Origin of the sequence: Trinickia violacea (assembly GCF_005280735.1) — a bacterium.
In the GTDB taxonomy this organism is placed as follows: domain Bacteria; phylum Pseudomonadota; class Gammaproteobacteria; order Burkholderiales; family Burkholderiaceae; genus Trinickia_A; species Trinickia_A violacea.
Genome location: NZ_CP040078.1, coordinates 1,253,413 through 1,272,568 on the forward strand (window position 1 = coordinate 1,253,413; position 19,156 = coordinate 1,272,568).

The following is a 19,156-nucleotide window of genomic DNA, read 5'->3' on the forward strand; positions in this document are numbered from 1 at the left end:
CGGCAGATGTCCTGTTCCACGCGCCGAAGGGAGATGCAAAAAATGGAAGTGAAACACGCGAAGTACCAGCAGCTGATCGACGCCTGCAAGGCACTGGAGCCGCTGCCGACCGCCGTCGCGCACCCGTGCGACCAGAACTCGCTCGAGGGCGCCGTCGAGGCCGCTCAGTTGGGGCTGATCGCGCCGATCCTGGTCGGCCCCAAGGCGCGGATCGAGGCGGTGGCCGCCGACCATCGGATCGAGATCGCCGGCTATCCGATCGTCGATGCGCCATACAGCGAGGCATCGGCGGCCGCCGCGGTGCAGATCGTGCGCGAAGGCAAGGCCGAAGCGCTGATGAAGGGGAGCCTCCACACCGACGAGCTGATGAGCGCAGTCGTGAAGCGCGACACCGGGCTGCGCACGGCGCGGCGCCTGTCCCACTGCTTCGTGATGGACGTGCCGGAGTACGAGCAGCCGCTCATCATCACCGATGCCGCGATCAATATCGCGCCGACGCTCGAGGAGAAAGCGGACATCCTGCAGAACGCGATCGATCTCGGTCATGCGCTGCAGCTTCCGCAGGTGCGCGTCGCGATCCTGTCGGCGATGGAAACCGTCAACCCGACGGTGCCGTCCACGATCGAAGCCGCTGCGCTGTGCAAGATGGTGGATCGCCGCCAGATCACTGGCGCGCTCGTCGATGGTCCGCTTGCGCTCGACAACGCGATCGACCTCGAAGCCGCGAGAATCAAGCAGATCGATTCGCCCGTTGCCGGGCGGGCCAACGTTCTGCTGGTCCCCGACCTCGAGGCGGGCAACATGCTCGCGAAGAGCCTGTCGTTTCTCGCCGGAGCCGATGCGGCCGGCATCGTGGTCGGCGCGCGCGTGCCGATCATCCTGACCAGCCGCGCCGATTCGGTGATGACGCGGCTTGCGTCGTGCGGGGTGGCGGTGCTCGTCGCCCGCGCCCGCCGCGAGCACGCCAAAGCAATCGGGTGACGCGATGGCCGACATCATTCTGGTACTGAACGCGGGCTCGTCGAGCCTCAAGTTCTGTGTGTTCGAGGCGCAGGGCGGCGACTTGCAGCTGATCGTGCACGGACAGGTCGAGGAGCTCTACACCGAGCCGCACTTCATCGCCACCGGCATCGGCTGCGACAGCGTGACGAAGAAATGGGGCGCGGGCGTCGTGCTCGGGCACGAAGGCGCAATCGAGACCATCGGCGAATTCCTGCGCAGCCAATGCGCGAGCCATCGGCTCATCGCGGTCGGGCATCGTGTCGTGCACGGCGGGCAAGGGTTCGCGAGCCCCGCGCGTGTCACGCCCGCCGTGCTCGACGCGCTCGAAAAGCTGGTCCCGCTTGCTCCGCTGCATCAGCCGCACAGTCTGAAGGCGATCCGCATCTTCAGGCAGCACCGTCCCGACATTCCACAGGTTGCCTGCTTCGATACGGCGTTTCACCGCACGCAGACCGAGGTCGAGCAAGCCTACGCGCTGCCGCCTTCCGTCACGGAGCGGGGCGTGCGCCGCTATGGCTTTCACGGCTTGTCGTACGAGTACATCGCGAGCGTCTTGCCGCAGTTCGACGGGGCCGCGGCGGCCGGCCGAACCGTCGTCGCTCACCTCGGCAATGGGGCCAGCATGTGCGCGATCGTCGCGGGCAAGAGCGTCGCGAGCACGATGGGTTTCACAGCCGTCGATGGGCTGCCGATGGGTACGCGCTGCGGGAGCCTCGACCCAGGTGTGATCCTCTACCTGCTCGACGAGCTGAAAATGGGCGCGCGCGATATCGAGGACCTGATCTACCGGAAGTCGGGGCTCCTGGGTGTTTCCGGCGTGTCGAGCGACATGCGCGCGCTTCTTGCAAGCGACGATGCGCGGGCGCATTTCGCGCTCGAGCTCTATGCATACCGAATCTCTCGCGAGCTCGGCTCGCTCGCGGCCGCGATGCAGGGTATCGATGCGCTCGTCTTCACGGCCGGTATCGGCGAGCATGCGGGCGCGATTCGCGAGCGCGTCGTGCGCCGTGTCGCGTGGCTGGGGGCCGAGCTCGATCCCGCTGCCAACGAGGCAGGCGGCCCACGGATCAGCGCTGCGTCGAGCCGGCTGCCGGTATGGGTGATTCCGACCAACGAAGAGTTGATGATCGCGCGCCACACGTGCGACACGCTCCGCGAGCAGCGTTGAAGACGGTGGCGTCAATGAACCTGAATTGCCGGAGTATTCCATGACATCAGTCGAGCTACGGAGTCCGATCCTGGCCGGCGCAAAAGCGCTCGTTACGGGCATCGCCAACGAAAATTCGATCGCCTGCGGCTGCGCCAAAGCGTTCAAGGAACTTGGCGCGGACCTCGCCGTCACCTACGTGAACGAGAAATCGAAGCGCTACGTGGGGCCGCTTGCGCAGGCGCTCGAAGCACCGATCTTCATGCCGTTCGACGCGGCGAGCGAGGGCGAGCTCGAAGCCGTGTTCGAGCGGATCGAGAAGGAGTGGGGCCGCCTCGACATCCTGCTTCATTCGATTGCCTGGGCGCCGAAGGACGACCTGCAAGGCGGCTTGCTCAACTGCTCGAGCGAAGGCTTCGCGAGGGCGATGGACATTTCCTGCCACTCGTTCGTGCGCATGGCGCGCCTCGCCGCGCCGCTCATGAAGGACGGCGGCACGATGTTGACGATGAGCTACTACGGCGCGAACAAGGTTGTGCCGAACTACAACGTGATGGGGCCGGTGAAGGCGGCGCTCGAAGCGTGCGTGCGCTATCTTGCATACGAGCTCGGGCCGCGGCGCATCCGTGTCCATGCGATCTCGCCGGGGCCGCTCATGACGCGGGCGGCGTCGGGTCTCAAGGACTTCGACCTGCTGCTCAACCAAGCGGCGGCGCGTGCGCCGCTCGGCGAACTCGTCGACATCATGGACGTCGGCTATACCTGCGCGTTTCTCGCGACGCCCTATGCGCGGCGCGTGTCGGGAGAGACGCTGTATATCGACGGCGGCGTCAACATCATGGCGTAGACTTGTTTCGGGCCGAAGGCGCTTTGTTTTGCGTGGTTTTGTTTTGCTGAGTTTTGTATAGGGAGAGAAATAATGGCCAATCTATGGATGGAAAATGTCGATGCCGACACTTCCGAAGACGAGATCAAGGAATTCCTGATCAGGTATGGATTTCCGCCGTTCGACGCAATTCAGTACGTGCCGGGGACGGGGCAGAGTCCCGCCGTGGTGCTGAGCTTCAACAACGTCGAAGAGGAGGCGTTGCGCCTGCTGCAGCCGCGCATCCACAACATCTTCTGGCGGGACCGCACGATTATCGTGCAGGTCATCCCTCCGGAGCGCGAAGGCTAAGCGGCTCGACCGGATCGGCCAGCGCGCCGACGAGCCGGTAGCCCACGCCGGCCTCCGTGACGATGTGCTCGGGGCGCGCCGGATCGCGCTCGAGCTTCTTGCGCAAATGGCTCATGTAGATGCGCAGGCAGTGGTAGCTGTTTGCGCGCGGCCGTCCCCACGCTTCCTGTACGAGCTGCTGATGCGTGAGCACGTGCCCGGCGTGGCGTACGAGCGCTGCGAGCAGCCGGTATTCGATCGGGCTGAGATGGACGGTCTCGCTGCCGCGCAGGACTTTGCGCGCGCTCGGGTCGACCGTGACGGCGCCGAAATGGGTCGCGCGCCACCCGCCGCCGCTGCCGCCGGCCCCTCGGCGCACGCGCGCGCGAATGCGCGCTGTCAGCTCCGAGAGGCCGAACGGCTTGGTGAGGTAGTCGTCGGCGCCGGCATCGAGCGCGGCGACTTTGTCTTGCTCGGCGCTGCGCGCCGACAGCACGATCACCGGCACCGTCGACCCGCTGCGCAGATCGCGGATGACATCGATGCCGTCCATGTCGGGCAGGGTCAGATCGACAATGACGAGGTCGGCGCGCTTCGCTCCGGCCAGCGCCAAACCTTGTTGCCCGGTCTGCGCCTCGACGACGGTCATCCCATTTGCATGCAGCGCGGTATGGATGAGACGTCGAATGGTTTTATCGTCGTCGATCAGCACGACGGTAAGGGTCGGCCCGCTCATGGCTTGGCCACGCTGCTCGCCTGGCTCAAGCCCATCCGCACGCCGTCAGGACCATGTCGATCAGCTTGATGAACGGGAACGGCAACAGAATGCCGCCGAGGCCGTAGATCAGCAGGTTGCGACGCAGCAGCGCCGAGGCCCCCAGCGGACGGTATTTCACGCCCTTGAGCGCGAGCGGGATCAACGCGACGATGATCAGCGCGTTGAAGATCACCGCCGACAGGATCGCCGAGGACGGCGACGTCAAATGCATCACGTCGAGCACGCGCAGTTGCGGGTACGTCGTCGCGAATGCGGCCGGGATGATCGCGAAGTACTTCGCGACGTCGTTCGCAATCGAGAAGGTCGTGAGCGAGCCGCGCGTCATCAGCATCTGCTTGCCGATCTCGACGATCTCGATGAGCTTGGTCGGGTTCGAATCGAGATCGACCATGTTGCCCGCTTCTTTCGCCGCCTGCGTGCCCGTGTTCATCGCCACCGCGACGTCGGCCTGCGCGAGCGCGGGGGCGTCGTTGGTGCCGTCGCCGGTCATCGCGACGAGACGGCCTTCGGCCTGATGGGCGCGAATCGTCTTGAGCTTCGCCTCCGGCGTGGCCTCGGAGAGGAAGTCGTCGACGCCTGCTTCGGCTGCGATCGCGGCGGCGGTCAGGCGGTTGTCGCCCGTCACCATCACGGTCTTGATGCCCATCTTGCGCAGCTCGGCGAAACGCTCCTTGATGCCGCCCTTGACGATGTCCTTCAACTCGATCACGCCGAGCACGCGTGCCGCGCCTTCGCCTTTTTCGGCAACCACGAGCGGCGTGCTGCCGCGGCGTGCGATGTCGGTCACCGCTTGATCGACTTCGGCCGCGAACTTGCCGCCGTGCACTTCGACATAGTGCTTGATCGCATCTGCTGCGCCCTTGCGGATCTCGCGGCCAGGCAGATCCACGCCGCTCATGCGCGATTGCGCGCTGAATGCGAGGAACGTCGCGTGCAACGTATGCATGTCGCGCTGACGGATGTTGAAACGCTGCTTCGCCAGCACGACGATGCTGCGGCCTTCCGGCGTTTCGTCGGCCAGCGACGACAGTTGCGCACCGTCGGCGAGCGCTTCTTCGGTGACGCCCGGTGCCGGAACGAATGAAGAGGCTTGCCGATTGCCGAGCGTAATCGTGCCGGTCTTGTCGAGCAGCAGCACGTCGACGTCGCCGGCCGCTTCGACCGCGCGGCCCGAGGTGGCGATCACGTTCGCTTGCATCATGCGGCTCATGCCCGCGACGCCGATTGCCGACAGCAAGCCGCCGATCGTCGTCGGAATCAGGCAGACGAGCAGCGCGACGAGCGCGGTAATCGTCACGACGTGTCCAGTCTTCACCGCTTCGACGGCGAACTTCGAAAACGGCAACAGCGTGGCGGTGGCGAGCAAGAGCACGATCGTCAATGCGACGAGCAGAATCGTCAGTGCGATTTCGTTCGGCGTCTTCTGACGCTTCGCGCCTTCGACCATCGCGATCATGCGATCAAGGAACGCTTCGCCCGGGTTCGCTGTCACCTTCACGACGATCCAGTCCGACAGCACGCGCGTGCCGCCCGTCACCGACGAGAAGTCGCCGCCCGATTCACGAATCACCGGCGCGGATTCGCCTGTGATCGCCGATTCGTCGACCGACGCGACGCCTTCGACCACTTCGCCGTCGGCCGGGATCGTATCGCCTGCTTCGACGAGCACGACGTCTTCGCGGCGCAGATCGCTTGCGGCCATGATGCGCACTGCGGCTTTCGGATGGGGCTCCTGGAGCTTCTTCGCGACCACGTTGTGTTTCGCGCTCTTGAGCGACGCGGCTTGCGCCTTCGAGCGGCCTTCGGCGAGCGCCTCGGCGAAGTTCGCGAACAGCACCGTGAACCACAGCCACAGCGCGATCGCGAGGATGAAGCCCGCGGGCGCCTCGGCCTGCCCGCCGAGCGCGGCGGCCCAGAGGATCGTCGTCAGAATGCTGCCGACGTACACGCAGAACATCACGGGGTTGCGCAACTGATGGCGCGGCGCGAGCTTCTTGAACGAATCGGCGAGCGCCGGCTTCACGATCGCCGGGTCGAACATCGAACGCGCGGCGGTGCGCGCCTGGCCGATGTTGCCGGGCTGATGGACGGGCGGTTGGGTGCTCATGCTTTCCTCTACCTTTTTATCGCGAATTCCTATGACGGAGTTCGTCGAACGTAATGTAGGAAAACCCGCGTAAAGGTCGTGGCAAGGGTGGGGGTGCGGGTGTAAAGAAGGCGTAAAACTATCTAGATGACGCTCTTGTCAGTATCTTCATTGTAGATACAAGCTGCTTGCAATTCATGCGACATGTTTCTACAATGGATAAACATTAGGAGCCTGAGATGGAACTCAAGATTCAAAAGTGGGGCAATAGTGCGGCAGTGCGTTTACCTAGCGTGCTGCTCGAACAGATCAACGCGTCGGTCGGCAGCTCGTTGAGCGCAGACGTGCGCCCGGATGGCGTGTTGCTTTCTCCGGCTCGCCGCAAATATTCGCTCGACGATCTCATTGCCCAATGCGACAAGAAAGCGTCATTGCCGGCCGATATGGCGGCCTGGGGCGAGGTCAAACCGGTCGGGCGTGAAGCATGGTGAGGCGGGTCAAGTTCGAGCGGGGCGATATCGTGCGCGTGAGCCTGAATCCAACTATCGGTCGTGAGCAGCAAGGTGATTTTCGCCCAGCCCTCGTGCTCTCTCCGGCGGCGTTCAATTCCCTGGGCGTGGCGCTCGTCGCTCCGATCACGCAGGGCGGGGACTTCGCCCGCTTTGCAGGCTTCGCGGTGCCGCTTTCCGGCTCGGGAACCGAGACGCAGGGCGTTGCCCTCGTGAACATGGTGCGTATGCTCGATCTGGACGCGCGCGGCGCGCGCAAGGTTGAACGCGCGCCGCTCGAGGTGGTCGAGGACGCGCTGGCGCGGCTTCAGACGATCATTGAGTAAGAAAATCAGAAAGCGGGGGCACGCCCGGTGTTTCTACATCAAACAAGCATTGGGTTGTTTGCAATCCAATGAACCGAGACGACGCTCAATCAATCCCATGAAACACCGCATCGTCCGGCCCGAGATACGCGGGCGGCTGCCACGTGGCATCGCGCATCGAATGCTGAACCAGATGATCGACGCCGAGCAGCACCGCAAAAATCGCCATGCGAACCGGAATGCCGTTGTCGGTCTGCCGGAAGATTGCGAGCCGCGAATCGTGATTCAGGTCGACGGAGAGGTCGTTCGCGCCCGGCCGGCTGTCGCGCGGCAGCGGGTGCATGATCAGCGTGTCGCGGCCGCAGACCGAATCGACCAGCGCTTGGTTGATCTGGAAATCGGGCGTGTAGCCTTCGAACGATTCGTCGGTGAAGCGCTCCTTCTGAATCCGCGTCGCGTAGACGACGTCCGCGCCTCGCAGCCCCGTCGCGAGGTCGTGCGTCTGTTCGACGACGTGTCCGTGGCGTGAGATCTGGTCGACGATATACGCGGGCATCTCGAGCGTCGGCGGCGAAACCAGCGTGAACTTGAGGCCGCGATAGAGCGCGAGCAGCTTGACGAGCGAATGCACGGTACGCCCGTACTTGAGGTCGCCGACGAGCGCGATGTGCGCGCCGTCGACGATCTTGCCGAGCCGCGAGAACTCGCGCTGGATCGTGTACAGGTCGAGCAGCGCCTGGCTCGGGTGTTCGCCCGGGCCGTCGCCGCCGTTGATCACCGGCACGTTTGTCGCGCGCGCAAATTCGGCCACCGACCCTTGCTCGGGATGGCGCACGACGAGCGCGTCGACATAGCCGCTCATCACGCGGCTCGTGTCGTAGATCGATTCGCCCTTGGCCATCGACGAGAACGTGAAGCCGGTCGTATCGCACACCGAGCCGCCGAGCCGGCAGAACGCCGCGCCGAACGACACGCGCGTGCGCGTGCTCGCTTCGAAGAACAGGTTGCCGAGCACCGCGCCTTCGAGCACGCGCGAGATTTTCCGGCGGCGGGCGATCGGCTGCATGATGTCCGCGACCCGGAACAGCGCCTCGACCGATTCGCGCGAGAACTGATCGACCGACAGCAATTGCGCCTTGCCTTCGAACAGCATCTGGCTCGCCAGCGTTCCGCTATGTACGCTCTGCGTAGCCTTTTCGTCGTGATCGCCGTGAACGACGATCTCCGACACAAACCGCTGCACGATCTCCGGCATCGCGCGCGATTCCTGCGAGTCCTCGGGCAAAAGCCACGTATCGAGGGCGCGGCGCGAGACGCCGATGCGGTTCGCAAAGCTTTCACGGGTCATGTTCATGCGGCGCATGGCGTCGCGCAGGAAGGCTTGCTGGGGCACGGTCATCGATCGCCTCGTTGGGTGGTTGTACGCGCTGCGTATATTAAGACGAATTTCGGGATGTCAAGAAAAATGCTTGGCGGGTAGCCAGGCGAACCGGTAGACTCGCCCGGATGGAAACCGCACGCATCCCCTTCGCGCTCGAACTGCTCGCCGGCCACTCGGTCGGCACGGTGTTCGCGCGCCCGGTTTCCAAAGCCAAAAAACAGCTGCTCATCTGACCGGAGCAGACTGTTCCGTCAGATGTGCGACGGGACAGTTTGCGAGGCACGCCTTAGACGTCTTTCTCTACTCCCTTGCTGCACACTCTGAACGGATTCGATTTGGTCACGTTTAGAGGTGAAGTCATGAGTTTGTTTTCAGGTATCTGGATTCCGCTGGTCACGCCGTTCAATCGCGGCGCCGTCGATTACGCTGCGTTGCGCTCGCTCGTCGAGCGCTATGCGAAGGCGGGGGTGTCGGGTCTGGTCGCGCTGGGCACGACGGGCGAGCCGAGCGCATTGAGCGAAGCGGAAAGCGACGAGGTGCTGGCGACGATTCTGCAGGCGGCGCGCGGGTTGCCGGTCATGGTGGGCATCTCGGGCAACCAGACCGCGCGGCTCGTCGAGCGCGTCGCGCGCATCAATGAACTGCCGGTAGCGGGGATTCTGGTGTCGGCGCCGTACTACATCCGGCCGTCGCAGGCGGGGCTGATCGACCATTTCACGCAGCTCGCGGACGCGAGCGCGAAGCCGGTCGTGCTCTACGACATTCCCTACCGGACCGGCGTGCGGATCGAACTCGATACGCTTTTGACGCTGGCCGCCCATCCGCGCATTCAGGCGATCAAGGATTGCGCGGGCTCGATCGAGACCACGCTCGCGTTGATTCTCGACGGTCGGCTGCAAGTGCTGGCCGGCGACGACAGCAATATCTTCCATACGCTGTGCATGGGCGGCAGCGGGGCCATCGCCGCTTCGGCGCATCTGCGGCCGGAGCGTTTCGTTGCGATGTACCGCGCGCTGGCGGAAGGGCAGCTCGTCGAGGGCAGGGCGATTTATCACGAGCTCGCGCCGCTCGTGCGTGCGCTGGGCGCGGAGCCGAATCCGGCGCCGGTCAAGGCGGCGCTGGCCGCGCAGGGGCTGTTGCGCAACGAACTGCGCGCGCCGATGACTTGCGCGACTGAAGCGCTCGGCAAGCGGCTTGCCGAACTCGTGCTCGATTGACGATCTTTGGTATGCAATATCCGGCGTACTGCATGCAGAATGGCGGCGCGTCAGCGCTACATCATGCCGACGCCGCCTCCCGTTCCTGTGCCCGTGCCTCCCGTCGTGCCGGGGGGCGTGACCGGCGGGGGCGGAAGCGGATGCTGCGCGCCGAGCGTCATCATCAGCGTCACCGCGACGGGGTCCGGCTCACCGTTCGAGTCGATGGCGCCGGCAGCGAGCAGCGTCTCGAGATCGCTGTCGACGCCCGGCTGGCCGACGACAAACGCCGTGGTCAGGAAGTTCGGGGCGCTGAGCGTGAGGTGGTACTGCGTATCGAGCCCTTGGACGACGGCTGCTTGCGCGTTCAGCACGGTGCTTTCGTTCGCGAGCGTCTGCTGAAACTGCGCACTGTGCGGAAAGTTCGCGATAAGGGTGCCTTCCGTCGTGCCGAGCTGCGCGGCCACGTAGACGAGCAGCAATTCCGTTTCCGGCGTGACGTTAAAGGTGCCGCCCGCGAAGGCGGTCGAATGCAGCACCGTGTTGCCGGACGTCGCCGTGATCAGGCACGGTGCGGCCGCCGAGAGCGTCGACTGAAAAGCGCCGCTCGCGTTGGTGGTCGTACTAGCCGAGCCCTGCGCACAGACGATGCTGAGCCCCGCGTTCGGCAGCGCCCGGCCCGTGGCCACGGTACCGGACAGCGCGATTGACGGCGGCGGGGAACTGCCGCCGCCTCCGCCGCCGCATGCAGCCAGCAACGCAACGCCCAGCGCCAGCAACAGTGCATTCCCGGCTGGCGTGAAAGATTGGAACCGCGTGTTCATCGTGAGCTCCCGCGAACAATCGGGTACGCCCTATAAACGAATGCCGCCCAGCCCCTATTCCACGCTTGCCCGGCCTTTTACAGCATCTGCGCCGGCTCAGGCGTGACGAGCGCAAACCCCTCGTCGATCCAGCCCGTGATGCCGCCCGTCATCACCTTCACGGGCCGCCCCAATTGCGCGAGCCGGATCGCGCCGCGGGTCGCGCCGTTGCAGTGCGGGCCCGCGCAATAGGTGACGAACACGGTATCGGGCGCGAAGTCCTGCAGCTTCGACGCGACGATCTTGCCGTGCGGCAGGTTGATCGCGCCGGCGACATGCCCGCTCGCGAATAGCGCGGGGCCGCGCACGTCGAGCAGGATGAAGTCAGGCGTGCCGGAGGCGAGCGCCTGATGCACGTCGGCGCAGTCGGTTTCGAAGCGCAGGCTCGCTTGGAAGTGGGCGAGCGCGGCTGCGCTGTCGGCGGGGGCGATGTCGGTGACGGCGGACAAGATCGATCTCCTTGTTTCGAATGAAGCAACGGGAGTCGTCATTGTCGCGGCGCGGTCCTGTGGACGGTAGTGGCGTGATCGACAAGTTTCGGTAACATCGCGCCATGGACAATCATCTCGTCGTCGCGCTTGCTTACGATCGCCTCTGCACCTTCGAATTCGGCTGTGTCGTCGAACTGTTCGCGCTGCCGCGCCCGGAACTCGAGATCGGCTGGTACCGCTTCGCCGTTTGCGCGGCGGAATCCGGACCGATCCGCGCGGCAGGTGGCATTACGATCGAAGCGCCTTATACGCTGAAGCTGCTCGATCGCGCGCAGACGATCGTCATTCCCGGCTGGCGCGATGCCGACGAGACGCCGCCCGAACCGCTGTTGCGCAAGCTGCGCGCAGCCTATCGGCGCGGCGCGCGGATGTGCTCGATTTGCTCGGGCGTCTTCGTGCTGGCCGCGGCCGGCGTGCTCGACAACAAGCGTGTCACGACGCACTGGCGCTACGCCGACAAGCTCAAGCAGCGCTACCCGTCGTTGCAGGTCGAGCCCGATGCGCTCTATGTCGACGAAGGGCAGATCGTCACGTCCGCAGGGTCGGCGGCGGGGCTCGATATGCTGCTGCATGTCGTACGGAGCGACCATGGCAGCGCGGTCGCGAATCGTGTCGCGCAGCGTCTCGTGGTGCCGCCGCATCGCGAAGGCGGTCAGGCGCAATTCGTTCCGCGGCCGATGCCGCCCGGCGACAGCAGTCGCATCGCCAAGCTCATGGACTGGGTGCGCGAGCGTCCCGCGTTGCCGCATACGCTCGCGTCGCTTGCCGAGCGCGCGGCGATGAGTCCGCGCACGTTGCAGCGTCAGTTTCTCGAGGCGACCGGGTTCGGTCCGTACGAGTGGCTGATTCGCGAGCGCGTGGCCGTCGCGAAGGAGATGCTCGAAGCGGCGGCGGCGGCGGCGGCGATGCCGATGGCGAGCGTCGCCGAGCGCGCGGGCTTTGGGTCGGAAGAATCGTTGCGCCGGCACTTCCGCCGTATCGCGTTGACGAGCCCCGCCGCCTACCGGCGCGAGTTTGGCGCAAGCTCGGCGGGGCGCGCGGAGGACTAGCGCGTGCCGGCCGATGCGAACCGGTGCCAGCCGCTTCTAGCCCATGAGCGCCTGCTTCGTGCGGTCCGCGCGCCAGCGCGCCGGGCTCGCGCCCGTGTGCCGCTTGAAGGTCCGCTGAAACGCGGCCTCCGATTGATAGCCGACAGCCTCGCCGATCGCCGCGATCGGCTCGCCGCTCTGCGCGAGCTTGCGCGCGGCGAGCGTCATGCGGATTTCCGTGAGTACGTCGTTGGCCGAGCGGCCGAGCGCGTCGTCGAAATGGCGGACGAACGTCGCGCGCGACATGTGGCAGAGCTCGGCGAGCGCGGGCAGGGTCCACGGCTTGCCGGGCGTATCGAACATCGCGGCAAGCGCAGGTTGCAGACGTGAGCGCTGTGCGAGCGCGAGCAGCCCGCGCGGCGGCTCGGGCGCCTCGCTCGCGAAGCGCAGCGTCAGCGCGAACAGCGCGCCGGAGAGGTGGTTGATGAGCGCCGTGCTGGCCGGTGCGCCGTCGAGCGCTTCTTCGCGCATCAATTGAATCAGCCGTGTGAGGCGCGTATCCGCGAGCGCGGCGGATTCGGCCTGCGCACCGCCGTCGGCGGGCGCCGCGACCCGGCTGCGCACGACTAGGCGCTCCGGCAGGTAGTCGCGCAACAGCCGGTCGGGCATGCCGGGCAGCAGAAAGCAGCCGCACAGGATATCGGCGCGCTCGCCCGCGCTGCGGTTCTCCTCGACGAGCAAGTCGCCCGCGCGATGCCGGGCAACCGGTTTCGGGCGCTTGCCGCTGCCGTCGTGCAGCCGGTGCGGGCTGCCGCCCGGGAACAGCACGATATCGCCAGCCGCAAGGCGTTGCGGCGCGCCGTTGCCGTCTTCGAGCGTCGCCTCGCCTTCGAGCAGCACGTGATAGGGGATTTCGCTCATCGGCGCGGCAGGATGGTCGATGACCCAGGGCGCGCCGAAGTGGCAGCGCACGTCCACCCGGCCATTGACCGGAAGCAGCGCAAGCAGGCGGCTTAGCAGATCCATGTGAGACGATCGAGCAGAAATGTGCGGATTTTGGATATTAACAGGATCACGGGCGGTGCTTAAAGTGACCCCATGCCAGACGATCTGGCCCATCACCGACCCAGGAGCCCATCATGTCCCGTTTTACGTCCGTCAGTCCCGAAGCCGCCACCGGCGCCACCGCCGAAGTGTTCGCGAAGATCACGAAGGCCGCAGGCAAGGTGCCGAACGCGTATGCGACGATCGGCAGCCACACGCCGGCCGGACTGAGCGCGATGCTCGCCGCGGACGCCGCGGTGGCGGCCGGCAGTCTTTCGAAGCCCGATGTCGAAGCGATCAAGCTCGCCGTCAGCGAAGCAGGCGGCTGTGACTACTGCGTCGCCGCGCACACGATGGTCGGCAAGATGGCCGGCCTCAAGCCCGAAGAGATGAAACAGATCCGCGCTGGCGAAGCGACCGGGGCTGCGCAGCGCGACGCGCTCGTGCGCTTCGTGCGCAACGTGATCCGCTCGAGCGGCACCGTCGATGCCGCCGAAGTCGAGGCGATCCGCGCTGCGGGTTACTCGGAGACGCAGATCATCGAAGCGTTGCTCGCGGTCACTGTCATCACGTTCACGAACCTCGTCAATCGTGTGAACGATACGACGCTGGATTTTCCGGCTGTCGCGTAAGGGTTGGGCCGCGGCCGTTAGACGGCCGCGGCTCGGCTAACGAGAGTTGATGATTTATCGGCCGCGGCGCGCACGCACCGCGGCCGCGAGCGTTTCGAGCACCGGCTCGGTCTGCGTCCAGCCGAGGCACGCATCGGTGATCGACACGCCGCGCTTGAGCGGCACGCCCGGTTTCAGATCCTGCCGGCCTTCTTCCAGGTGGCTCTCGACCATCACGCCGATGATCCGTTTTTCTCCGCCCGACAGCTGGCCGGCCAGATCCTGAGCCACGTCGACTTGCCGCAAATGCGACTTGTTCGAATTCGCGTGCGAGCAATCGACCATCACCTGCTCGCGCAAGCCGGCCGCACGCAATGCCGCGCAGCATGCCTCGACCGATGCCGCGTCGTAGTTCGGCCCCTTCTTGCCGCCGCGCAGGATCACGTGGGCATCGTCGTTGCCGCGCGTTTCGAAGATCGCGGCCATGCCCATCTTCGTCATGCCCATGAACGCGTGGCTCGCGCGCGCCGCGACGATCGCGTCCGCCGCGATCTGCACGCCGCCGTCGGTGCCGTTCTTGAAGCCGATCGGGCACGAGAGGCCCGACGCGAGCTGACGATGGCTTTGGCTCTCGGTCGTGCGCGCGCCGATCGCGCCCCACGCGATCAGGTCGGCGATGTATTGCGGGCTCAGCAGATCGAGGAATTCGGTGGCCGTCGGCAGGCCGAGCGCGTTGATGTCGAGCAGCAGCTGGCGTGCGCGGCGCAGCCCTTCGTTGATGCGGAAGCTGCCGTCGAGGCGCGGGTCGTTGATATAGCCCTTCCAGCCGACCGTGGTGCGCGGTTTTTCGAAGTAGACGCGCATCACGATCAAGAGGTCGTCGCGCAAGGCGTCGGCTTCGCGCTTCAGGCGCTCGGCGTACTCCATCGCCTGATCGTGGTCGTGGATCGAGCACGGGCCGACGACGATCAAGAGCCGGTCGTCGCGGCCCTTGAGGATATCGGCGATGGCCGAGCGGCTTTTCTCGACGAGGTCTAGCACCGGCTTCGCGGCGGGCAGTTCGTCGAGCAGCAGCGCGGGGGAAATCAGCGGACGGACCGCCCCGATGCGGGTATCGTCGACGCGGGTGATGTCTTCCGTCGAGTCGGCGATCCCGACTTCCTGATCGTGCGACGGGTTGTCGATGCGGCTCAAGATCTTCTCCAGGCTTCTTTGGCAGACGCTGATTATGGCACTGTCGGCGGGCATGGCGCGCTGAATCTGGCATTCGGTATACCAAAGCTGGCATTCCGCATTCCATTCAACGCGCTTCGCGGCGGCGGGCCTGCGAGCGAAGGGCTTCGACGAACTGGGTCGCGGACCAGTCCTCGCGCAGCGCTTGCTTGCACAGCATCTGCTGACTGGGCGGAGCGAGCCCTCCCAGCGGTGGATCGCGATCCAGATTGGTCGGAAACGGATAGCCTTCGGCGCTCGCGGCGATGACGGCATCGAGCTGTGCATCGCTCATCCGCTGCTCCGCGCGACACGCGCGCAGCACGGGATAAAGCGCCTCGCACATCCCGGCGCGATCGACGGATTCCATCGCTCGCCCATATGCCGACGAAATTTGCAGCAGGTTCGCCATGCGCGAGATGTTCGGCGTGCGATTCGATCCGGCGGCATGAAAGAGCGCGGGGTTGAAGAACAGCGCGTCGCCCTTGGCGAGCGGCAACTGCACGCAGTGCGCTTCGAAGCAGTCGCGAAAGTCCTGACGGCGCCACGCGAGATAGCCGGCCGCGTAGCGCTGCGAAAACGGCAGCAGCTTGGTTGGGCCGCTCGCGATGGGCATGTCGCCGTGCGCTACCGCGCCTTGCAAGGTCAAGAGCGGCGACATGTGATGCACGTGCGCCGGATAGCGCTCGGCGTCCTCGACGGTCTGAAAGCCGAGGTGGTAGTCGCGATGCGCCTGCTGCGCTTCGCCGCCGGGCCGCACGACGTTGATTTGCGACGTCATCTGATAGTGCGGGCCGAGCCATGCAACCGCTGCCGCCGCAAGAAACGGGTTCGCGTAGTAGCGCGCGAAGATGTCGGGTTTGAGGAGGCAGAGCTTCTCGAGCGCGTTCCAGATACGGTCGTTGGCGCCCGCTTTCGCGAAGTGGTCGGCGCCGCTTACGCCGGAAGCACGTTCGTCCGCGATGATCGATTCGAAGACGACTGTCGCGGCGTCGATAGGCTCGGTGTCGCCGTAGGCGCGTTGCAGCACGATAACGCCTGCCCCGTCGAGCATCACGCGAGCCCATTCGGCGAGAAGCCTCGGTTGCGCGCCAGGGTCGTTCAGCACGCTTTCGAGAGCGGAACAGTCGTACACGGGGATGTTGCGTTGTATCTCGGACGCGAACGCGAGGCTTGCCTTATCGGTCTGCAAGCGCACCAGCGCTTCGAATTCTCCGATCGAGCAATCGACTTCGCGGTACCACGCGGCGGCTTGCTGCGATGGATGCGAGGTGTGTTCCGGCATGGCGTCGTCTCCTGATCTCGTTTGACGAGACTCGTTTGGCAAGAGGATATCGCCTTGATCGAGCGGTGCGTGAACGGCAATCGATTAAAACCGCATCCGCTTCGATAAATCGATTCCGATTCATGGCGGGCTATGCAGCCGGAGGTCAGTTTTCTTCAATACGAGCCTGCATGCCGCGGCCTACGCTGCGGACATTCCAACTTCAGAACAGGCATTCCAAGCATGCTCATGACCGCTCTTCCTTCCATGGCCGCATTCGCGCTGGCGTCGTCGATTTCCCCGGGGCCCGTCAATGTCGTTGCGCTGAGTTCGGGCGCACAGTTCGGGCTGTCGGCGAGCATGCGTCACGTGACAGGCGCGACAGTCGGCTTTTCGGCATTGCTCTGGTTGACCGGCATGGGGCTGCACGATGTGCTGAACCATTGGCCGCATCTGACGGAAGTCATTCAATGGGCCGGCGTGGCGTTTCTGCTTTATATGGCCTGTAAGCTCGCGCTCGACGACGGCACGTTAAGCGAAGGCAAAACGCCGAAGCGTCCGTCGCTCATCTATGGCGCGACGATGCAGTGGCTCAATCCGAAGGCGTGGCTCGCGTCGCTTGCCGGCATGGCGGCGTTCGCGGCACACGGCGAGGCGGCGCTGGTTTCGCAATTCACGCTGATCTACTTCGTGATTTGCTACGTATCGATTGCGTGCTGGGCTTGCGCCGGGGCGCTGCTGCGGCAGCATTTGCGCGACGCGCGGCGCGTGCGTTTTTTCAATCGCGTGATGGCGGCATTGCTCGCGGCAAGCGCGCTCTACTTGCTGGAAGCCTGAGCGTCACGTCGGCGCGCCATGTTCAAGAGCGGTATTGACCGGGCGTTACCGCGAGGAATTGCTTGAACGCACGCTGGAAATGCGCCTGGTCGGAGAAGCCGGTTTCGTAGGCGACGTCGGCGATCGGATGGCCGTCTCTCAAGCGCGCGCGGCCGATCTGAATGCGGCGGTTCACGAGATATTGATGCGGCGTCATCCCGTAGTGCTTGCGGAACGCTCGGATCAGATACGACGCGGAAAGGCCCGCTGCCGCGCAGATTTCATCGAGCGTCAACGTTCGCGTGCAGTTGTCCGCGAGGAACTCGGCGGCGCGCGCGACCTTGTCGCTCGCATCCGCTTTGGTTTCCCGAGCGCGCACGGGGCTCAGTTCGTGCTGCACGTGAGAAAAGAATTCGATTGCTGCGCTGTGTTTGTGCAGCGTGTCGGCGTGCGCGTCGGTCAGCGTGTCGCAGAGGTGGATCAGGCCGTCATAAAGCACGGCATCGGTGGTTAGCAGGGTGGCGAACGGCGTCAGGTCGCGGCCATTGCCGATGCCCATGTCGTGCTGGAGTCCGGTGAGCCACTGCGTGTCCACATAGAGCATGCGATACGCCCACGCCTGATCGTCGACGGGATTGCATGCGTGGACGTCCTGCGGGTTCATCACGACCACCGCACCCGCACCGACACGTTCTTGCCGGTTGCCGTTCAGATAGGTGCTGCGTCCGCCCGTGACCGCGCCGATCGAAAACGTCTCGTGCGAGTGCCGTGCGTAGCAAAACGCGCGGCCGTCGTGCACGACGCGCGCTTCGATAAACGGCATCGACGCATCGCGCCAGAAGGTCGATCGGGTTCGATGGGCAGGGGGGCCGTTCATGTCGATACTCAAGTCGTGCGACGGTTTGTCGATGCGGCTCAAGATCTTCTCCAGGCTTTGAGACAGTCGCTGATTATCGCATCGAGGCGCGGTCGGGAGCGAAGATCCTCTGGGCGAGATGCCGCGCCGCCGCCGGAAAAACGCGCAAGCGGCCTATTGCGCGGACGGGTGCGCCGGCGCCAATTCTGCCAACAACGTGCCGACGGCCTTTTCGACCGTTTCGAAGGCGATGTCGTCGACCCTCGCCCCGGCGTGCAGAAGAATGTGGCGCGTGCCCAGCGGGTGCCAGCGCAGGTATTTTTCCGGGCGGTTTTCGAACAGGGCCACGATGGGCAACTGCAATGCCGAGCCCAGGTGCACGGGCGCGCTGTCGGCCGACACGATGAGATCGAGCAGGCTCATCGCTGCGATCATGTCCGATACCGTCGCCGGCGCGAGGCTGCGCGCGGCCCGGCAGGTCGGCTGTGCGCTCGATTGGGCGTCGGCCGGATCGCGGAAGATCAGCACCTCGGCCCGTTCGCTGAGCGCGTCCGCCAGCCGGCTCCATTTGTGCAAGTCCCAGCGCCGCTCGGCGGCCTTGTTCGAAACGAACAGCCCCACGCGCGGTTTGATTCTTGGCCCCAGCTCGCTTGCCCGGCTGGCTTGCAGAGCCGGATCGGGGTAGGCGTACAGCTTCAGCGCATCGATGTCGGTGCGCTTCAGTTCGGGCATCAGCGCAAAGCCGGACAGCACCTCATGCCTGATCGGCCGGTTGGCGACATGGTCGGGCTTGCGATCGTCGAATTCGCTGTCGGCGTCGTGCCAGCGACAATCCTTCGCGTTGAGCTGACGGGCGAACTGGATGCCGTTCTTGTTCATGCCGCCGTTGGGCACGACCAGCAAGTCGAATTTCAGGCGTCTCAGGTGCAGGATCAGCGACAGGCGGCCGAATATCGCATTGAGCTTGCCGGGGCGCACGTTTTTCGCGCTGTCCTTGCTGTAGACATAGGTGTGAATCGCGCTGATGTCCGGATTGCCTTCCAGGACGGCCCGGTTGTATTTGTTCGCGAGCACGTGGATTTCCGCATGGGGCCAATGCTGCTTGAGGGCGCGCATGAACGCCGTCGTGCAGGTCATATCGCCAAGGAAGTCAATTCGAATGATCAGGATTCGTTTCATGACTCCAAGCCGTAAATAGTGACTGGGGCGAATTGGGATTGTGCCAAACGGCTATCGGCGTTGGGCGCGCAACCCTTAAGGCCCGCGTGGCCGCGGCCACGCGGGAATGGAAATCTCGGCGAAGTGTGAAGAATACCTTGGCGAGCCCTGGACGCAATAAGGAATCGGGTATACGTAAGGGCCTCCACATGATGGCCCGCGAACTTGAACGGGCGTTACCGCGAGAAACGGC

Annotated in this window: 21 protein-coding genes; 11 read left to right on the top strand and 10 right to left on the bottom strand. The window is 64.9% G+C overall.

What is annotated here, in order from left to right; all coding sequences use genetic code 11:
* Nucleotides 1–42: 42 nt before the first annotated feature.
* The 4 genes from FAZ95_RS27695 to FAZ95_RS27710 all read left to right on the top strand — a co-directional run bounded on the left by FAZ95_RS27695 (nt 43) and on the right by FAZ95_RS27710 (nt 3,326).
* A complete protein-coding gene (locus FAZ95_RS27695; RefSeq protein WP_254700314.1) occupies nt 43–981 on the top strand; it encodes a phosphate acetyltransferase in 939 nt (312 codons plus the stop codon).
* A 4-nt stretch (nt 982–985) separates the two neighbouring features.
* Entirely contained in the window at nt 986–2,170 is a 1,185-nt protein-coding gene (locus tag FAZ95_RS27700) for an acetate/propionate family kinase (protein ID WP_137335666.1), read from the top strand.
* A gap of 40 nt (nt 2,171–2,210) precedes the next feature.
* Nucleotides 2,211–2,996: an enoyl-ACP reductase FabI gene (fabI, locus tag FAZ95_RS27705; protein WP_137335667.1), complete on the top strand. Its 786-nt coding sequence runs from the start codon at nt 2,211–2,213 to the stop codon at nt 2,994–2,996.
* Between the two features lie 72 nt (nt 2,997–3,068).
* Nucleotides 3,069–3,326, top strand: coding sequence for an RNA recognition motif domain-containing protein (locus FAZ95_RS27710; protein WP_137335668.1), 258 nt, complete (start codon nt 3,069–3,071; stop codon nt 3,324–3,326).
* On the opposite strand, the gene FAZ95_RS27715 is transcribed toward FAZ95_RS27710, so the two are convergent.
* Both FAZ95_RS27715 and kdpB read right to left on the bottom strand, forming a co-directional pair.
* Entirely contained in the window at nt 3,301–4,041 is a 741-nt protein-coding gene (locus tag FAZ95_RS27715) for a response regulator (RefSeq protein ID WP_137335669.1), read from the bottom strand. The two genes, FAZ95_RS27710 and FAZ95_RS27715, sit on opposite strands and share 26 nt — an antisense overlap.
* A gap of 25 nt (nt 4,042–4,066) precedes the next feature.
* Complete coding sequence (gene kdpB / locus FAZ95_RS27720; RefSeq protein ID WP_137337631.1) at nt 4,067–6,124, bottom strand: potassium-transporting ATPase subunit KdpB; 2,058 nt, start codon at nt 6,122–6,124, stop codon at nt 4,067–4,069.
* A 284-nt stretch (nt 6,125–6,408) separates the two neighbouring features.
* Here kdpB and FAZ95_RS27725 point away from each other — a divergent pair, with 284 nt between their 5' ends.
* Entirely contained in the window at nt 6,409–6,660 is a 252-nt protein-coding gene (locus FAZ95_RS27725; protein ID WP_137335670.1) for an AbrB/MazE/SpoVT family DNA-binding domain-containing protein, read from the top strand.
* Nucleotides 6,654–7,004, top strand: a complete 351-nt coding sequence (locus FAZ95_RS27730) for a type II toxin-antitoxin system ChpB family toxin (RefSeq protein WP_137335671.1) — start codon at nt 6,654–6,656, stop codon at nt 7,002–7,004. Before FAZ95_RS27725 ends, FAZ95_RS27730 begins: the two co-directional genes overlap by 7 nt.
* An 85-nt stretch (nt 7,005–7,089) precedes the next feature.
* Here FAZ95_RS27730 and FAZ95_RS27735 read toward each other — a convergent pair whose 3' ends face one another.
* Complete coding sequence (locus tag FAZ95_RS27735) at nt 7,090–8,382, bottom strand: aspartate carbamoyltransferase (RefSeq protein ID WP_137335672.1); 1,293 nt, start codon at nt 8,380–8,382, stop codon at nt 7,090–7,092.
* Nucleotides 8,383–8,723: 341 nt separating this feature from the next.
* On the opposite strand from FAZ95_RS27735, the gene dapA reads away from it, so the two are divergent.
* A complete protein-coding gene (gene dapA / locus FAZ95_RS27740) occupies nt 8,724–9,581 on the top strand; it encodes a 4-hydroxy-tetrahydrodipicolinate synthase (protein WP_137335673.1) in 858 nt (285 codons plus the stop codon).
* Nucleotides 9,582–9,637: 56 nt separating this feature from the next.
* On the opposite strand, the gene FAZ95_RS27745 is transcribed toward dapA, so the two are convergent.
* Both FAZ95_RS27745 and FAZ95_RS27750 read right to left on the bottom strand, forming a co-directional pair.
* Nucleotides 9,638–10,384 (bottom strand): hypothetical protein, encoded by a 747-nt coding sequence (locus FAZ95_RS27745; protein ID WP_137335674.1) that lies wholly within the window; start codon nt 10,382–10,384, stop codon nt 9,638–9,640.
* Between the two features lie 77 nt (nt 10,385–10,461).
* Entirely contained in the window at nt 10,462–10,914 is a 453-nt protein-coding gene (locus FAZ95_RS27750; RefSeq protein WP_137335675.1) for a rhodanese-like domain-containing protein, read from the bottom strand.
* 62 nt (nt 10,915–10,976) lie between these two features.
* On the opposite strand from FAZ95_RS27750, the gene ftrA reads away from it, so the two are divergent.
* Entirely contained in the window at nt 10,977–11,963 is a 987-nt protein-coding gene (gene ftrA / locus FAZ95_RS27755) for a transcriptional regulator FtrA (protein WP_137335676.1), read from the top strand.
* 36 nt (nt 11,964–11,999) lie between these two features.
* Here ftrA and FAZ95_RS27760 read toward each other — a convergent pair whose 3' ends face one another.
* Nucleotides 12,000–12,968 carry an AraC family transcriptional regulator gene (locus FAZ95_RS27760; protein WP_137335677.1) on the bottom strand — a complete coding sequence of 323 codons (969 nt, stop codon included), beginning with the start codon at nt 12,966–12,968 and terminating at the stop codon, nt 12,000–12,002.
* 113 nt (nt 12,969–13,081) lie between these two features.
* Between FAZ95_RS27760 and FAZ95_RS27765 the strand changes: the two genes are divergently transcribed.
* The gene (locus tag FAZ95_RS27765) at nt 13,082–13,618 is read left to right on the top strand and encodes a carboxymuconolactone decarboxylase family protein (RefSeq protein WP_137335678.1); all 537 of its coding nucleotides are present in this window, start codon (nt 13,082–13,084) and stop codon (nt 13,616–13,618) included.
* Nucleotides 13,619–13,672: 54 nt separating this feature from the next.
* On the opposite strand, the gene FAZ95_RS27770 is transcribed toward FAZ95_RS27765, so the two are convergent.
* Both FAZ95_RS27770 and FAZ95_RS27775 read right to left on the bottom strand, forming a co-directional pair.
* Complete coding sequence (locus FAZ95_RS27770; protein WP_137335679.1) at nt 13,673–14,791, bottom strand: 3-deoxy-7-phosphoheptulonate synthase; 1,119 nt, start codon at nt 14,789–14,791, stop codon at nt 13,673–13,675.
* 106 nt (nt 14,792–14,897) lie between these two features.
* Nucleotides 14,898–16,094: a phytanoyl-CoA dioxygenase family protein gene (locus FAZ95_RS27775; RefSeq protein WP_137335680.1), complete on the bottom strand. Its 1,197-nt coding sequence runs from the start codon at nt 16,092–16,094 to the stop codon at nt 14,898–14,900.
* A gap of 228 nt (nt 16,095–16,322) precedes the next feature.
* Here FAZ95_RS27775 and FAZ95_RS27780 point away from each other — a divergent pair, with 228 nt between their 5' ends.
* Nucleotides 16,323–16,910, top strand: a complete 588-nt coding sequence (locus FAZ95_RS27780; RefSeq protein ID WP_137335681.1) for a LysE family translocator — start codon at nt 16,323–16,325, stop codon at nt 16,908–16,910.
* A 22-nt stretch (nt 16,911–16,932) separates the two neighbouring features.
* Here the strand turns inward: FAZ95_RS27780 and FAZ95_RS27785 are convergent, their stop codons facing one another.
* A complete protein-coding gene (locus tag FAZ95_RS27785; protein WP_137337632.1) occupies nt 16,933–17,766 on the bottom strand; it encodes an AraC family transcriptional regulator in 834 nt (277 codons plus the stop codon).
* A 153-nt stretch (nt 17,767–17,919) separates the two neighbouring features.
* Nucleotides 17,920–18,723, bottom strand: coding sequence for a glycosyltransferase family 9 protein (locus FAZ95_RS27790; RefSeq protein ID WP_367873479.1), 804 nt, complete (start codon nt 18,721–18,723; stop codon nt 17,920–17,922).
* Nucleotides 18,724–18,756: 33 nt separating this feature from the next.
* On the opposite strand from FAZ95_RS27790, the gene FAZ95_RS40745 reads away from it, so the two are divergent.
* Complete coding sequence (locus tag FAZ95_RS40745) at nt 18,757–18,939, top strand: hypothetical protein (protein ID WP_367873481.1); 183 nt, start codon at nt 18,757–18,759, stop codon at nt 18,937–18,939.
* The last annotated feature ends 217 nt before the right edge of the window (nt 18,940–19,156 follow it).

What these genes read in the sequence shown, in the direction of transcription:
- FAZ95_RS27695 (WP_254700314.1), top strand. Translation starts at nt 43, where the DNA reads ATGGAAGTGAAACACGCGAAGTACCAGCAGCTGATCGACGCCTGCAAG.
- FAZ95_RS27700 (WP_137335666.1), top strand. Translation starts at nt 986, where the DNA reads ATGGCCGACATCATTCTGGTACTGAACGCGGGCTCGTCGAGCCTCAAG.
- fabI (WP_137335667.1), top strand. Translation starts at nt 2,211, where the DNA reads ATGACATCAGTCGAGCTACGGAGTCCGATCCTGGCCGGCGCAAAAGCG.
- FAZ95_RS27710 (WP_137335668.1), top strand. Translation starts at nt 3,069, where the DNA reads ATGGCCAATCTATGGATGGAAAATGTCGATGCCGACACTTCCGAAGAC.
- FAZ95_RS27715 (WP_137335669.1), bottom strand. Translation starts at nt 4,041, where the DNA reads ATGAGCGGGCCGACCCTTACCGTCGTGCTGATCGACGACGATAAAACC.
- kdpB (WP_137337631.1), bottom strand. Translation starts at nt 6,124, where the DNA reads ATGTTCGACCCGGCGATCGTGAAGCCGGCGCTCGCCGATTCGTTCAAG.
- FAZ95_RS27725 (WP_137335670.1), top strand. Translation starts at nt 6,409, where the DNA reads ATGGAACTCAAGATTCAAAAGTGGGGCAATAGTGCGGCAGTGCGTTTA.
- FAZ95_RS27730 (WP_137335671.1), top strand. Translation starts at nt 6,654, where the DNA reads ATGGTGAGGCGGGTCAAGTTCGAGCGGGGCGATATCGTGCGCGTGAGC.
- FAZ95_RS27735 (WP_137335672.1), bottom strand. Translation starts at nt 8,382, where the DNA reads ATGACCGTGCCCCAGCAAGCCTTCCTGCGCGACGCCATGCGCCGCATG.
- dapA (WP_137335673.1), top strand. Translation starts at nt 8,724, where the DNA reads ATGAGTTTGTTTTCAGGTATCTGGATTCCGCTGGTCACGCCGTTCAAT.
- FAZ95_RS27745 (WP_137335674.1), bottom strand. Translation starts at nt 10,384, where the DNA reads ATGAACACGCGGTTCCAATCTTTCACGCCAGCCGGGAATGCACTGTTG.
- FAZ95_RS27750 (WP_137335675.1), bottom strand. Translation starts at nt 10,914, where the DNA reads ATGACGACTCCCGTTGCTTCATTCGAAACAAGGAGATCGATCTTGTCC.
- ftrA (WP_137335676.1), top strand. Translation starts at nt 10,977, where the DNA reads ATGGACAATCATCTCGTCGTCGCGCTTGCTTACGATCGCCTCTGCACC.
- FAZ95_RS27760 (WP_137335677.1), bottom strand. Translation starts at nt 12,968, where the DNA reads ATGGATCTGCTAAGCCGCCTGCTTGCGCTGCTTCCGGTCAATGGCCGG.
- FAZ95_RS27765 (WP_137335678.1), top strand. Translation starts at nt 13,082, where the DNA reads ATGTCCCGTTTTACGTCCGTCAGTCCCGAAGCCGCCACCGGCGCCACC.
- FAZ95_RS27775 (WP_137335680.1), bottom strand. Translation starts at nt 16,094, where the DNA reads ATGCCGGAACACACCTCGCATCCATCGCAGCAAGCCGCCGCGTGGTAC.
- FAZ95_RS27780 (WP_137335681.1), top strand. Translation starts at nt 16,323, where the DNA reads ATGACCGCTCTTCCTTCCATGGCCGCATTCGCGCTGGCGTCGTCGATT.
- FAZ95_RS27785 (WP_137337632.1), bottom strand. Translation starts at nt 17,766, where the DNA reads ATGAACGGCCCCCCTGCCCATCGAACCCGATCGACCTTCTGGCGCGAT.